Origin of the sequence: Serratia sp. (in: enterobacteria) (genome assembly GCF_052400455.1) — a bacterium.
GTDB classification, from domain to species: Bacteria; Pseudomonadota; Gammaproteobacteria; order Enterobacterales; family Enterobacteriaceae; genus Serratia; species Serratia ureilytica.
Window position 1 is genome coordinate 768537 of the sequence record NZ_CP185812.1, and the last position, 14555, is coordinate 783091.

At 54.5% G+C, this 14555-nt stretch carries 11 protein-coding genes; 10 read left to right on the top strand and 1 reads right to left on the bottom strand.

From position 1 onward, the window contains the following. Positions 1–38 precede the first annotated feature (38 nt). The 3 genes from rlmD to mazG all read left to right on the top strand — a co-directional run bounded on the left by rlmD (position 39) and on the right by mazG (position 4523). Positions 39–1388 carry a 23S rRNA (uracil(1939)-C(5))-methyltransferase RlmD gene (rlmD, locus tag ACORQT_RS03580; protein WP_069101114.1) on the top strand — a complete coding sequence of 450 codons (1350 nt, stop codon included), beginning with the start codon at positions 39–41 and terminating at the stop codon, positions 1386–1388. Between the two features lie 9 nt (positions 1389–1397). Continuing rightward, positions 1398–3629 (top strand): GTP diphosphokinase, encoded by a 2232-nt coding sequence (relA, locus tag ACORQT_RS03585; protein ID WP_047572652.1) that lies wholly within the window; start codon positions 1398–1400, stop codon positions 3627–3629. A gap of 99 nt (positions 3630–3728) precedes the next feature. After that, the gene (gene mazG / locus ACORQT_RS03590; protein WP_089191191.1) at positions 3729–4523 is read left to right on the top strand and encodes a nucleoside triphosphate pyrophosphohydrolase; all 795 of its coding nucleotides are present in this window, start codon (positions 3729–3731) and stop codon (positions 4521–4523) included. A 99-nt stretch (positions 4524–4622) separates the two neighbouring features. On the opposite strand, the gene ACORQT_RS03595 is transcribed toward mazG, so the two are convergent. Next, positions 4623–5183 carry a recombinase family protein gene (locus ACORQT_RS03595; RefSeq protein ID WP_072626743.1) on the bottom strand — a complete coding sequence of 187 codons (561 nt, stop codon included), beginning with the start codon at positions 5181–5183 and terminating at the stop codon, positions 4623–4625. A gap of 278 nt (positions 5184–5461) precedes the next feature. Here ACORQT_RS03595 and xyeA point away from each other — a divergent pair, with 278 nt between their 5' ends. The 7 genes from xyeA to eno all read left to right on the top strand — a co-directional run bounded on the left by xyeA (position 5462) and on the right by eno (position 14388). Then, entirely contained in the window at positions 5462–5617 is a 156-nt protein-coding gene (gene xyeA / locus ACORQT_RS03600; protein WP_071891933.1) for a XyeA family cyclophane-containing RiPP triceptide, read from the top strand. A 65-nt stretch (positions 5618–5682) separates the two neighbouring features. Then, on the top strand, positions 5683–6861 hold the full coding sequence (gene xyeB / locus ACORQT_RS03605) for a cyclophane-forming radical SAM/SPASM peptide maturase XyeB (RefSeq protein ID WP_108680176.1): 1179 nt from the start codon (positions 5683–5685) through the stop codon (positions 6859–6861). After that, a complete protein-coding gene (locus ACORQT_RS03610; RefSeq protein ID WP_108680177.1) occupies positions 6858–7721 on the top strand; it encodes a hypothetical protein in 864 nt (287 codons plus the stop codon). Before xyeB ends, ACORQT_RS03610 begins: the two co-directional genes overlap by 4 nt. A gap of 4 nt (positions 7722–7725) precedes the next feature. Further along, positions 7726–8943, top strand: a complete 1218-nt coding sequence (locus ACORQT_RS03615) for an HlyD family secretion protein (RefSeq protein WP_108680178.1) — start codon at positions 7726–7728, stop codon at positions 8941–8943. A 3-nt stretch (positions 8944–8946) separates the two neighbouring features. Continuing rightward, complete coding sequence (locus ACORQT_RS03620) at positions 8947–11070, top strand: peptidase domain-containing ABC transporter (RefSeq protein WP_444859318.1); 2124 nt, start codon at positions 8947–8949, stop codon at positions 11068–11070. A gap of 303 nt (positions 11071–11373) precedes the next feature. Further along, the gene (gene pyrG / locus ACORQT_RS03625) at positions 11374–13011 is read left to right on the top strand and encodes a glutamine hydrolyzing CTP synthase (protein WP_004932674.1); all 1638 of its coding nucleotides are present in this window, start codon (positions 11374–11376) and stop codon (positions 13009–13011) included. Between the two features lie 81 nt (positions 13012–13092). Continuing rightward, a complete protein-coding gene (gene eno / locus ACORQT_RS03630) occupies positions 13093–14388 on the top strand; it encodes a phosphopyruvate hydratase (protein ID WP_004932670.1) in 1296 nt (431 codons plus the stop codon). The last annotated feature ends 167 nt before the right edge of the window (positions 14389–14555 follow it).

Consider the following 14555-nt stretch of genomic DNA (forward strand, 5'->3'; position numbering starts at 1 on the left):
TGACACTAGCTTAATGAACCAGCACACAATCGACAAATATGGCGCAATTCTACTCTCCCAAACGCCGCGTGACGACCCGGCAGAGCTCACAAATCTTCACCGTGACGGTGAGCGATCTCGATCCTTTCGGCCAGGGCGTGGCGCGCCACGACGGCAAAGCGGTGTTCGTGCCGGGCGTATTGCCGGGCGAGCAGGCGGAAATCCAGCTGACCGAAGACAAGCGCCAGTTCGCCAAAGGCAAGCTCAAGCGCCTGCTGAGCCGCAGCCCGCAGCGGGTGGAGCCGCGATGCCCGCATTTCGGCGTGTGCGGCGGCTGCCAGCAGCAACATGCGGATGAGGCGCTGCAACAGCAGAGCAAGGCGGCGGCGCTGGTGCGCATGATCGCCCGCGAAACCGGAGTAACCCCGCAACAGGAACCGGTGATCGCCGGCCCGGAATACGGCTATCGCCGCCGCGCCCGCCTGAGCCTGGCGTGGCAGCCGAAGCTGCAGCGCCTGATGATGGGGTTTCGACAGGCGGCCTCCAGCGAGCTGGTGGCGGTGGAGCACTGCCCGGTGCTGCGCCCGGAGCTGGAACAGCTGCTGGCGCCAGTGCGCGCCTGCCTGAGCGGGCTGCAGGCGGTGCGGCGGCTGGGGCATGTGGAGCTGGTGCTGGCGGATAACGGCCCGCTGCTGGTGCTGCGCCATCTCGATGCCCTGAAAGAGGCGGATCGCCAGGCGCTGTTGGCGTTTGGCGAGCGGGAAAAGGTCGCCGTTTATCTGGCGCCGGACAGCGATCGGGTGGAAAAACTGTGCGGTGAAACGCCGTATTATCAGGTTGACGGGCTACGCTTAGACTTCAGTCCGCGCGACTTTATTCAGGTCAATGACGCCGTAAACCAACAAATGGTGGCGCAGGCCCTTGAATGGCTCGACATTCAACCCAATGATCGGGTGCTGGACCTGTTCTGCGGCATGGGGAATTTCACCCTGCCGCTGGCGCGCCGCGCCGCTGCGGTGGTGGGCATCGAAGGTGTTGCCACGCTGGTAGCGAATGGGCAATATAATGCACATAAGAATAAGCTGAATAATGCATCGTTCTTCCATGAGAATCTGGAGGACGACGTTGAGCGGCAACCTTGGGCAGCACAAGGGTTTGATAAGGTGATGCTGGATCCCGCCCGCGCCGGTGCGGCCGGGGTAATGTCACACATTGTAAAACTGGCGCCGGCGCGGGTGGTGTATGTTTCCTGTAACCCCACCACGCTGGCTCGCGACAGCAAAGTGCTGTTGAACGCCGGTTATCGTCTTGCGCGCGTGCGGATGTTGGATATGTTTCCGCACACGGGGCATCTTGAATCAATGGCGCTGTTTATCAACGAGCGCGCGCCAGAGGTCGCTGCAAAGTAGGGAGAAGTTATGGTTGCGGTAAGAAGTGCACATCTGAATACGGCGGGTGAGTTCGCTCTCGATGAGTGGATCGCCGGCTTGGGGCTACCCAACCCGCAGTCATGTGAGCGATTGGCCGCAACCTGGCGTTATTGTGAGCAGCAGACCCAAAACCATCCCGACGCCTCGCTGCTGTTGTGGCGCGGCCTGGAGATGGTGGAAATCCTCTCGACGCTGAGCATGGACAACGACAGCATGCGCGCCGCGCTGCTGTTTCCGCTGGTGGATGCCGGCATTGTGCAGGAAGAGATCCTGACGGAAACGTTCGGCAAGGGCATCGTCGCCCTGGTGCATGGCGTGCGGGACATGGACGCCATTCGCCAACTGAAAGCCACCCAAAACGATTCGATGGCCTCCGAACAGGTCGACAACGTGCGCCGCATGCTGCTGGCGATGGTGGAGGATTTCCGCTGCGTCGTCATCAAGCTGGCGGAGCGCATCGCCCACCTGCGCGAGGTGAAAGACGCGCCGGAAGACGAACGCGTGCTGGCGGCGAAAGAGTGTTCCAACATCTATGCGCCGTTGGCTAACCGGCTCGGCATCGGCCAGTTGAAGTGGGAGCTGGAGGATTTCTGCTTCCGCTACCTGCACCCGGAAGAATACAAGCGCATCGCCAAGCTGTTGCATGAGCGCCGCATCGATCGCGAACAGTTCATCGACGATTTCGTCGCCGGGCTGCGCGACGAGATGGCCAAAGAAGGCATTCGGGTGGAGATCTACGGCCGGCCGAAACACATCTACAGCATCTGGCGCAAGATGCAGAAAAAGCACCTGGCGTTCGACGAACTGTTCGACGTGCGCGCGGTGCGCATCGTGGCGGAACGTCTGCAGGATTGCTATGCGGCATTGGGCATCGTGCATACCCACTTCCGCCATCTGCCGGATGAGTTCGACGACTACGTCGCCAACCCCAAACCCAACGGCTACCAGTCGATCCACACCGTGGTGCTGGGGCCGCGCGGCAAAACCGTCGAGATTCAGATCCGCACCCGGCAAATGCACGAAGACGCCGAACTGGGGGTGGCCGCGCACTGGAAGTACAAAGAGGGCGCGGGGGTTACCGTGCGCTCCGGCTATGAAGAGCGCATCGCCTGGCTGCGTAAGCTGATCGCCTGGCAGGAAGAGATGGCGGACTCCGGCGAGATGCTCGACGAAGTGCGCAGCCAGGTGTTCGACGATCGGGTCTATGTCTTTACCCCGAAAGGCGACGTGGTCGATCTGCCGGCCGGCTCCACGCCGCTCGATTTCGCCTACCACATTCACAGCGACGTTGGTCACCGCTGCATCGGCGCCAAGATCGGCGGCCGCATCGTGCCGTTTACCTATCAGCTGAAGATGGGCGATCAGATTGAGATCATCACCCAGAAACAGCCGAACCCAAGCCGCGACTGGCTGAACCCGAACCTGGGCTACGTGACCACCAGCCGCGGGCGCTCGAAGATCCACAACTGGTTCCGCAAGCAGGATCGCGACAAGAACATTCTCGCCGGCCGCCAGATGCTGGACAACGAACTGGAACACCTCGGCATCAGCCTGAAAGAGGCCGAGAAGCTGCTGATCCCGCGCTACAACATGAACTCGCTGGACGAGGTGCTGGCGGCGATCGGCGGCGGGGACATTCGCCTGAACCAGATGGTGAATTACCTGCAGGGCAAGTTCAACAAGCCGAGCGCCGAAGAGCAGGATCGCGAGGCGCTGCGCCAGCTGGTGCAGCAGAAAGCGCCGCCGCCGGCCCGCAACAAGGATAACGGCCGCGTGGTGGTGGAGGGCGTGGGCAACCTGATGCACCACATCGCCCGCTGCTGCCAGCCGATCCCGGGCGACGACATCGTCGGCTTTATCACCCAGGGGCGCGGCATCTCGATCCACCGTGCGGACTGCGATCAGCTGGCCGATTTGCAATCGCATGCGCCGGAGCGCATCGTCGATGCGGTGTGGGGCGAAAGCTACTCCAGCGGTTATTCGCTGGTGGTGCGCGTGATGGCCAACGATCGCAGCGGGCTGCTGCGCGATATCACCACCATTCTGGCCAACGAAAAGGTCAACGTGCTGGGCGTCGCCAGCCGCAGTGATACCAAGAAGCAGTTGGCCACCATCGATATGGACATCGAAATTTATAACCAGCAGGTGCTGGGCCGGGTGCTGGCGAAGCTGAACCAGCTGCCGGACGTGATAGACGCCAAGCGTCTGCACGGCAACTAACTCCTGCGCCTTTCGGGCCGCATCCGAGGTCGATGCGGCCCGAACTCCATCAGTTCCGGCGGACATGTCCGTGCGCCCCCATTTTCTCAGAGATTTTTTATGACCCAATCCACTTCGCTGCAGCGCCTGCTGAACATCATGAAAACGCTGCGCGACCCGCAGAACGGTTGCTCATGGGACCGTAAGCAAACCTTCGCCACCATCGCGCCCTACACGCTGGAAGAGACTTACGAAGTGCTGGACGCCATCGAACGGCGGGACTACGCCGATCTGCGCGACGAACTGGGCGACTTGCTGTTCCAGGTGGTGTTCTACGCCCAGATGGGGCAGGAACAGGGGCTGTTCGATTTTGATGAGGTGTGTACCGCCATCAGCGACAAGCTGGAGCGCCGTCATCCGCACATCTTCGGCGACGCCGAAGGCGGAGACAGCGAAGCCGTGGCGGCGCGCTGGGAGCAGCTCAAGGCCGGCGAGCGCGCCGAAAAAGCGCTGCACTCGGTGCTGGACGACATTCCGCAGGCGTTGCCGGCGTTGATGAAGGCGCACAAGATCCAAAAACGCTGCGCCTCGGTCGGCTTCGACTGGAACACGCTGGGCCCGGTGCTGGACAAAGTGTATGAAGAGATCGACGAAGTGATGCACGAAGCCCGCCAGGCGGTGGTCGATGAGAGCAAGCTGGAAGAGGAGATCGGCGATCTGCTGTTCGCCACGGTGAACCTCTCGCGCCATTTGGGCCACAAGGCCGAGAACGCATTGCAGGCGGCCAACCGCAAGTTCGAACGCCGCTTCCGCGAGGTGGAGGCGATCGTCAAGCAACGCGGGCTACGCTTGGAAGACGCCACGCTGGAGCAGATGGAAGACGCCTGGCAACAGGTGAAGAAATCTGAAATCTGAAGGGATGGTTATGCTCGGCGAGTGAGTTTCTGCATCCGCCGGATCAGAATCAGTCGACACCGTCTTTCTGCGTAGGGATGAGCTTTCGCAGAAGGGCGATTAGCCGCATCTTTTCAGGTATTGGTACAGTGTTTCTCTGCTGATGCCAAACTCGCGGGCAAGCTGCGCTTTCGTCTCGCCGTTTGTCGCGCGTAACCGCAATTCAGCCTGTTGCTCTGAGGACAGCAATTTTTTTCTACCCCGGTAAGCGCCGCGCACTCTGGCCAGCGCGATGCCTTCGCGCTGGCGTTCACGAATTAAAGCTCGTTCGAATTCGGCAAATGCACCCATGACAGACAGCATTAGCTTATCCGCTGATGAATCTTTACCGGTAAACGTTAAACTCTCTTTCACAAACTCAACGGTGACGCCTTTATCGGCCAGTCTGTGGACCTGACGTTGGAGATCACTCAGGTTGCGTGCCAATCTATCCATGCTCTGAACCACCACGGTATCGCCGTTGCGCACTGTCGAGAACAGGGCATCCAGCTCTGGGCGTTGTAGGTCCTTGACTGACGCGTTATCAATGAAAGATTTATCTACCAGCGTTTTTTCCAGTTGCTGTTCGGGACTCAGTTCACAGTGACTAATCCGAATGTAGCCAATACGTTGACCGTTCATACGCCTCCGATGCTGAATATGTCATGAATAATCTATGACTTTAATTTCCTGTGTCAGTAAATAATATTTAAACCTTATTCTGACACTTTTGTTTTCGGCTTTATATTGCGTTAGATGTATAGCTCAATTTTTTGAAATAGTCTTTAAATTATCAACTCAGTAACAGAAAACTTATCCTGTGTAACATTTTTGGTTTTTTCTTCTTTATCTTTAGCAATGTTTAAGTAAAGGTAATTGAGCACATCAATTCCGGTGTGCAATACAAAAAGGATTATGTAATGTCTAAATTAGCCAAAGAAATTAGCATGAATAAAGCAGCCGTAACCGTTGCAGCTGATAAAAAAGACGCACGAAAAGCACTGGCTCAATCTATGCTGGATAGCGTTTCTGGCGGTTGGGTCAACGCCTTTGCGCGTTGGTCCAAGAGTTTCTAATTAGTCTTGGTGCAGGGTGGGAAACCACCCTGCATTTCCTCCTTTGTGGAACCGTGGTGCAGGCAATGACGAATAAGAAAAAAATAAAGCATCTTGAAATAATTCTAAAGGTTAGTGAACGATGCAACATTAACTGCACGTATTGCTATGTATTCAACCTGGGTAATGATTTGGCAATAAATTCAAAGCCAATTATTTCTCATAACATCATTAAAAACCTGAGGGGGTTCTTCGAGCGGGCCTGTCAGGAGTATGAAATAGAAACGGTGCAGGTTGATTTTCATGGCGGCGAGCCGTTAATGATGGGGAAAGAGCGTTTCGATAATGCCTGCAAAGAGCTTGTTTCAGGTGATTATCAAGGCGCCAGGCTCAACCTGGCCTGCCAAACAAATGCCATCCTTATTGATAATGAGTGGATTGATATTTTCTCGAAATATAATATCAGCGTGGGTATTTCTATTGATGGTCCTAAGCACATTAACGACAGGCACCGTCTGGATAGAAAGGGCCGCAGCACCTACGAAGGTACGGTAAAAGGGCTGGAGATGCTGCAGGCAGCCTGGAAGGCGGGTCGGCTTATCGATGAACCCGGTATCCTGTGCGTCGCCAATCCCTCGGTAAAAGGTGCTGAGATTTATCGCCATTTTGTTGATGTGCTGAAATGCAAAAAATTTGACTTCCTCATTCCTGATGAAAGCCATGATACGTGTACAGATCCTGACGGACTGTCAGATTTTTATTGCTCAGCGTTGGATGAGTTCTTTTTGGATGCGGATAAAGAGGTGTATGTACGCTACTTCCATACGCACATTCAATCCATGTTGAGTTCAGAATTCAGTCCAGTAATGGGGGTGAGTAAAGCCGGAAGCGACACTCTCGCTTTCACGGTGAGCTCCGATGGCGATCTGTATGTGGATGATACGCTCAGAACGACTAATGACGCTATATTTACGCCTATTGGCAATGTTCAGGATTTAATGCTGTCAGGCACGTTGGCTTCATGGCAGATGAAAAAGTATATGGCGGTGAATAATCAGCTTCCTATCGTTTGCGCTGATTGCGTATGGCAAAAAGTTTGCGGCGGTGGTCGCCATATTCAACGCTATTCCTCAGGCGATGATTTCAACCGTGAAACCGTGTTCTGTCCGTCGATAAGAAAGATTATGAGCCGCGCGGCTTCGCATTTGATTGAATCGGGTGTGAGTGAAGATATAATCATGAAAAACCTAGAGGTTAACTCATGATCAAACGACTATCCTTATTGGCATTCTTTTTTTCCGGCATTAGCATGGCAGATCCACCCACTGATTTTGGGCGTTTGCGGTATGATGAACGTGGATTGCCGCTAATTGATGTGCGGATTGATAACCGCCTTCATACCTTAATGCTGGATACCGGCAGCGGGGAGGGGATGCATCTTTATAAACACGATCTTGACAACTTGGTGGCTAATCCGAGTCTGGAAGTGTCGAAACAAGCGCCTCGTCGGTTGATGGATGTTTCCGGTGGAGAAAATAATGTCTCCGCCTGGAAAATTAGCCGGTTATTTATTTCAAATATTCCTTTCGATAATGTTGAAACGGTCAGTTTCAAACCATGGGGATTAAGCATCGGCGGTGATGTCCCCGTGAATGAAGTTATGGGATTGGGGCTTTTTCGAGAGCGCCGGGTGCTGATGGATTTTAAAAACGATCGGTTGCAACTGTTGGCCGATTTGCCTTCTGACATAAAGAAATGGGCATCTTACCCTATTGAACCCACTGCCTCTGGGCTACGCGTTATCGCCTCTGCAGGCGATACGTCTTTACATCTGATTGTCGATACGGCGGCCAGCCATTCTCTGTTGTTTTCCGACCGTTTGCCGCCAGGCCTCCTGTTTTCTGGCTGTCGCGACATTGAACCTGAAGCATCAAACCTGGATTGCAGGGTGACAAAAATCGCTTTTACGGATCGTGAAGGGACGACTCGTGATGATCTGGCCGTTGTCACCCTTGGCGCAACGCCTCAGGAGCTGGATTTCGACGGCTTGTTGGGAATGAAGTTCATGCGGGGACATCAGGTGATCATCGATATGCCTGAGCGTCTGCTCTATATCAGCCGTTAGCGCGATGGACAAAGAAAACTCTCTTTTCCGCCCGGAGGCGTTGCAGCATAAAAAAAATGCCTGGCTGGGCGATTTTACCGTGTCGGCGCCATCAGTGTTGCCAATTGCCTTATGGAGTGCCGCTGCTGTTTTGCTGGTGGCTATTCTCCTGTTATTTACCACCTATGCCAAAAGGGTCCCTGTCACCGGGCGAGTGATCTATACCCCCTCCGCAGCGGAGGCGGTATTCAATCATGAAGGCATCATCGGCCGCATCGAAGTCCGCCAGGGAGAAAGGGTGAAAAAAGGTGATGTTATCGCAACGTTTTCACGCGACGTCGCCTATGCGGGGGGAGGAATGAATCAGGCGTTGCAAGATGCGGCTCAGCGCCAACTCACTGAATTGCAAAAGCGTGCGGGAGAACGGCGTAAAGAGGGGGAGGAAGAACGCCTGCGTTTGCGTGAGAAAGTCGGCGCCAAAGAACGGGAAATGGTGGCGATTCAAGCCGCGGCGGTGGCTGAGTCGGAGCGTGTCGCCGGTTTGAAGAAGCGCATGGAGCTTTATCAACAGCTGTTACAGAAAGGTATTACGACCGTACAAGAGAAAATTGAGCGCGAGAACGAATATCATAACTCTATTGCACAGCTGAATACGCATCGAATCAATATCGCGCGGGTGAAAGGAGAGCTGCTGCAATTTGTGGATGAGCTGGCTCGCTCAGAATCACAAGAAAAACAGTCCATTACCGACATTCAGCAGCAGAAGGTTACGCTGCAACAACAGGTGATCAATGCCTCTGCGGTCGTGGAGTCTCGGGTTGTGGCTCCGCTAGATGGCGTCGTCGCTTCAATGAGCATTTTGGAAGGACAGAGAGTGGCTGCGGGAGCCATTGCTGCGGTAGTGGTGCCGGAAAACGCGCGTCCGTTCGTTGAAATGTGGATCCCACCCTCCGCGTTGCAGGAAGTGAAAACGGGTCAGCATGTGTTCATGCGCGTTGCATCATTACCGTGGGAGTGGTTTGGGAAAGTGTCCGGTACGGTCGCCGCTATCAGCGCGAGTCCAGAGGCTTTATCGGGAAATAATCGGCGTTTTCGCGTCTTGATAACGCCCGATGTGGACACGCGTGCGCTTCCGGTGGGCGTGGACGTTGAAGCTGATATTTTGACAACGCATAGGCGCATCTGGGAGTGGCTTTTTTTGCCATTAAAACAAAGTATTAATCGCATGACGGTTGAGAGTTGAGACATGTTTTTTTCCTGGCAAAAAACGCCGCTGGTCCTACAGTCGGAGATGAATGAGTGCGGTCTGGCCTGTTTGGCCATGGTGGCCGGCTATTTCGGCAAACGTATCGATCTTGCTTCGGCGCGCACTCTCCACGGAGTAAGCAGCCATGGGATGACGCTGCGAGATCTCATTACTGCGTTTGAGCGGGTGGGAATGACGGCTCGCGCTTCACGCGTAGAGCTTGATGAACTGCGCTCTCTCAGCCGCCCTGCGATTCTTCACTGGTCATTCAACCATTTTGTGGTTCTGGTGAAAGTGACGCGTCGAGGCGCCGTGATCCTTGATCCTGCCATTGGCCGGCGCAGCATCTCTTTGCGCGAACTTTCCGATAAGTTTACCGGCATTTTGATGGAGGCCTGGCCTGCAGAGACCTTCGACAAAAAGCCACTGGAAAGGAATGTTACGGTATCCGATCTCTTCCGTGGCGTACGGGGGTTAAGACGCATTTTTACCGGTGTTCTGATGCTTTCGGTTTTGGTGGAGCTGCTCTCAATTGCTGTGCCTGCCGCTTCACAATTTACTATTGATACGCTGGTGCGTTCATCTGATCGTGAAGGGATATTTTTTGTTGGCATTGTGGTCATTTCAGCATTGCTGATTAAGTCCGCCTTTTCCGTGGTGCGCGCTTGGATTTTGATGAACCTTCGCTATACGCTCGGCGTCAAATGGGCCGAAATGTTCTTTAATCGGCTTATCAGGCTCACGCTGTCATTTTTTGAAAAGCGCCATACTGGTGACATTGCGTCGCGCTTCCAGTCGTTGACCGCCATTCAGGAAGCGTTCACGGCCGATATGGTCGCCTCCCTCCTGGACGCGATTGTGATTGTCATTTCAATGGCTATTATTTTTAGTTATTCACCAGTACTCGCTATCGGTCCCCTGATCGCCGCCTGTGTCTATGCTGCCTTAAAAGTGGGCCTTTTCTCCACATACCGCAATCGTAAAATCGAACATATCGCCTTCGAAGCGGTGCAATCTTCCCATTTCCTTGAGACCGTTAGAGCGATAGGGGCGATCAAAATGTTGAATTTGACGCCGGTTCGCCGTCGCGAATGGGTCAACCATGTGGTCAATAGCACACATGCAGGTAACCAACTGTTTAAACTAGATTTACTGACCAACACGGCGGCTGTACTGCTTGTGGGTTTTTCCGGGATTTACGTGCTCAGCGTCGGCGCCATAGGATTCGATAAAGGCATTACGACTGGAGCCTTGTTGGCTGTGATGCTTTATGCCGATATGGTGATGACCCGCACGGTGAAGTTAGTCAATGCGGTTTCAGACTTCTGTCTGGTATCCATGCACAGTCAGCGTCTGACGGACGTAGCTGTTTCGCCTGTGGAAAGGGATGAGGGGGAGCATGTGTCGCTACAGCTGAATGGGCATATCGTAATCCGCAACTTGGCGTTCCGCCATTCCCACACCGAGCGCAATATCTTCGAGGGGATCAATCTTGAGGTTATGCCGGGGGAAAACGTCGCGATTGTCGGGCCGTCCGGGTGTGGGAAGTCAACCTTCCTCCATGTGCTGGCGGGGCTGTACGAATCTACTGAAGGGGATGTTTTCATCAATAACGTGGGGCTGTCCGGCATGAGCAAACGGGACATTCGTGAACATGTCGCTTTTGTCATGCAGGATGACAAACTCTTGGCCGGAACCATACAGCAGAATATTACCGGTTTTACCGCATCCCCCGATGTGGAACGTATGGCTGAATGTGCCAACCATGCCGCCATTGATGAGGAAATCAGCGCATTCCCACAGGGATATGATTCGATGATCGGTGATATTGGCAGCACGCTTTCTGGCGGGCAACGCCAGCGTATATCCATCGCCAGAGCGCTGTATCGGCAACCTCGCGTGCTGTTGCTTGATGAGGCAACCAGCGATCTCGATATTGATAACGAGAAAAAGATCACTCGCGCCATCGGACAACTGCCAATAACACGCATTTTTGTTGCTCATCGCTCGGAAATGATCAAATCAGCGGATAGGGTTTTTAATCTTCATTTGAATACTTGGGTAAAGCAGGAAAAACGGGTGGCCGCTACAATGTTGATCGACGACAAGGTTCACTCAAGCTGAAACGGTTAAGCTTACGGTCAGGTCACAGGCGCAGGGCTGCCGTCGGCAGCAAAAGGCCAACAAACTGAAATCTAAGGTGTTTTATCGCTCGAGAGGGGCGGTAAAAAGAAATTTTCTCCGCTAACTCTTTGTATTTCCTGGAGGGTTTTGGGCGCGCCGGCGGAGTAAACCCTGATGAACACGGGAGGGCGGCCGAGATGATGGACAGCAAAACGATCGTTTGTAGGTCAGGAGAGGTTCGGGTATACTACTTTCCCGTCCTGGTTCTTCCATCGTCTTTAAACCTAAACTCTCAGGTTCAGCATGACAACTAATTATATTTTTGTGACCGGCGGGGTCGTATCCTCTCTGGGTAAAGGCATTGCCGCAGCCTCTCTGGCGGCTATTCTTGAAGCCCGTGGCCTCAACGTTACCATCATGAAACTGGACCCGTACATCAACGTGGATCCGGGCACCATGAGCCCGATTCAGCATGGGGAAGTTTTCGTCACCGAAGACGGCGCAGAAACCGATCTGGATTTGGGTCACTACGAGCGCTTCATCCGCACCAAAATGTCGCGTCGCAACAACTTCACCACCGGCCGCATCTACTCCGACGTGCTGCGTAAAGAACGCCGCGGCGACTATCTGGGCGCGACCGTGCAGGTCATTCCGCACATCACCAACGCGATCAAAGAACGCATCATCGAAGGCGGCGAAGGCCACGATGTGGTGCTGGTGGAAATCGGCGGCACCGTCGGCGATATCGAATCGCTGCCGTTCCTCGAAGCCATCCGTCAGATGGCGGTGGAAGTGGGCCGCGAGCACACCCTGTACATGCACCTGACGCTGGTGCCGTACATGGCGGCGGCGGGCGAAGTGAAAACCAAGCCGACCCAGCATTCCGTAAAAGAGCTGCTTTCCATCGGTATTCAGCCTGATGTGCTGATTTGCCGTTCCGACCGCGCGGTTCCTGCTAACGAACGCGCGAAAATCGCGCTTTTCTGCAACGTGCCGGAAAAAGCGGTTATCTCTCTGAAAGACGTTGATTCTATTTATAAAATCCCAGGCCTATTGAAATCTCAGGGGCTGGACGATTATATTTGTAAACGATTCAGCCTGAACGCGCCGGAAGCCAACCTGGCCGAATGGGAACAGGTGATCTACGAAGAAGCCAATCCGGGCGGCGAAGTGACCATCGGTATGGTCGGCAAATACGTTGAGTTGCCGGACGCCTACAAGTCGGTGATCGAAGCGCTGAAGCACGGCGGGCTGAAAAACCGTCTGACCGTGAACATCAAGCTGATCGACTCGCAGGACGTGGAAACCCGCGGCGTGGAAGTGCTGAAAGGGCTGGACGCGATCCTGATCCCGGGCGGCTTCGGCTACCGCGGCGTGGAAGGCAAAGTGATGACCGCACGCTATGCGCGCGAGAACAACATTCCTTACCTGGGCATTTGCCTGGGCATGCAGGTGGCGTTGATGGAGTTCGCTCGCAACGTGGCGGGGATGGAGAACGCCAACTCCACCGAGTTTATGCCAGACTGTAAGTACCCGGTGGTGGCGTTGATCACCGAATGGCGCGATGAAGACGGCAACGTCGAAGTGCGCAGCGAAGAAAGCGATTTGGGCGGCACGATGCGCGTAGGTGGCCAACAGTGCAACCTGAGCGACAACAGCCTGGTGCGTCAGCTGTACGGCGAACCGACCATTGTCGAGCGTCATCGTCACCGTTACGAAGTTAACAACATGCTGTTGAAGCAGATCGAAGCCGCAGGGCTGCGTGTCGCCGGTCGTTCCGCCGACAACAAGCTGGTCGAGATCATTGAACTGCCGAATCACCCGTGGTTTGTGGCCTGTCAATTCCACCCGGAATTTACATCGACGCCGCGTGATGGGCATCCGCTGTTCGCCGGCTTCGTGAAAGCCGCAGGCGAGCATCAGAAGCGCCAGGTGAAATAAAATATTTGGTAGGCGGCGCGCGGTGAGAACCGCGCGCTGTTTGTCTGGAGTTTTAGTTTAACTTGTACTGAGGAAAACCTAATGTCCAAAATCGTTAAAGTCATCGGTCGTGAAATCATCGACTCCCGCGGTAACCCGACTGTTGAAGCCGAAGTTCATCTGGAAGGCGGTTTCGTCGGCCTGGCTGCTGCGCCGTCAGGTGCTTCTACCGGTTCCCGCGAAGCGCTGGAACTGCGTGACGGTGACAAGTCTCGTTTCCTGGGTAAAGGCGTACTGAAAGCCGTTGCTGCAGTAAACGGTCCGATTGCTCAGGCAGTACTGGGTAAAGATGCCAAAGACCAGGCGAACATCGACAAGATCATGATCGAGCTGGACGGCACCGAAAACAAATCCAACTTCGGCGCCAACGCCATTCTGGCGGTTTCCCTGGCAGCAGCGAAAGCGGCCGCAGCCTCTAAAGGCATGCCGCTGTACGAGCACATCGCTGAACTGAACGGCACCCCAGGCAAATTCTCCATGCCACTGCCGATGATGAACATCATCAACGGCGGCGAGCACGCTGACAACAACGTCGACATTCAGGAATTCATGATTCAGCCGGTTGGCGCGAAGACCCTGAAAGAAGCGGTGCGTATCGGTTCCGAAGTGTTCCACCACCTGGCGAAAGTTCTGAAAGCCAAAGGCATGAACACCGCCGTGGGCGACGAAGGCGGCTACGCGCCAAACCTGGGTTCCAACGCCGAAGCGCTGGCGGTTATCGCTGAAGCGGTAAAAGCGGCGGGCTACGAGCTGGGCAAAGACGTCACTCTGGCGATGGACTGCGCGGCTTCCGAATTCTACAAAGACGGTAAATACGTGCTGGCCGGCGAAGGCAACAAAGCCTTCACTTCCGAAGAGTTCACTCACTTCCTGGAAGAGCTGACCAAACAGTACCCAATCGTGTCTATCGAAGACGGCCTGGATGAATCCGACTGGGCGGGCTTCGCTTACCAGACCAAAGTGCTGGGCGACAAAATCCAGCTGGTGGGCGACGATCTGTTCGTGACCAACACCAAGATCCTGAAAGAAGGCATCGAGAAAGGCATCGCTAACTCCATCCTGATCAAGTTCAACCAGATCGGTTCTCTGACCGAAACGCTGGCGGCTATCAAGATGGCGAAAGACGCCGGCTACACTGCGGTGATCTCTCACCGTTCCGGTGAAACCGAAGACGCAACCATCGCCGACCTGGCGGTAGGTACTGCAGCTGGCCAGATCAAAACCGGTTCCATGAGCCGTTCTGACCGCGTTGCCAAGTACAACCAACTGATCCGCATCGAAGAAGCGCTGGGTGACCGTGCGCCGTTCAACGGCCTGAAAGAAGTTAAAGGCCAGTAAGTTCGACCGATTCGGTTGCTAAATAAAAACCCGCCGCGGCGGGTTTTTTTATGGCTGACGTCCCGATGTTAACCCTGTTTTATTTATTAATAATCGCTGCGTTTACCCTAATAAATTTATTGTGCAGTTTTCTTGCCGGTTTTTATATTCCGTTTTTATTTGCTTTA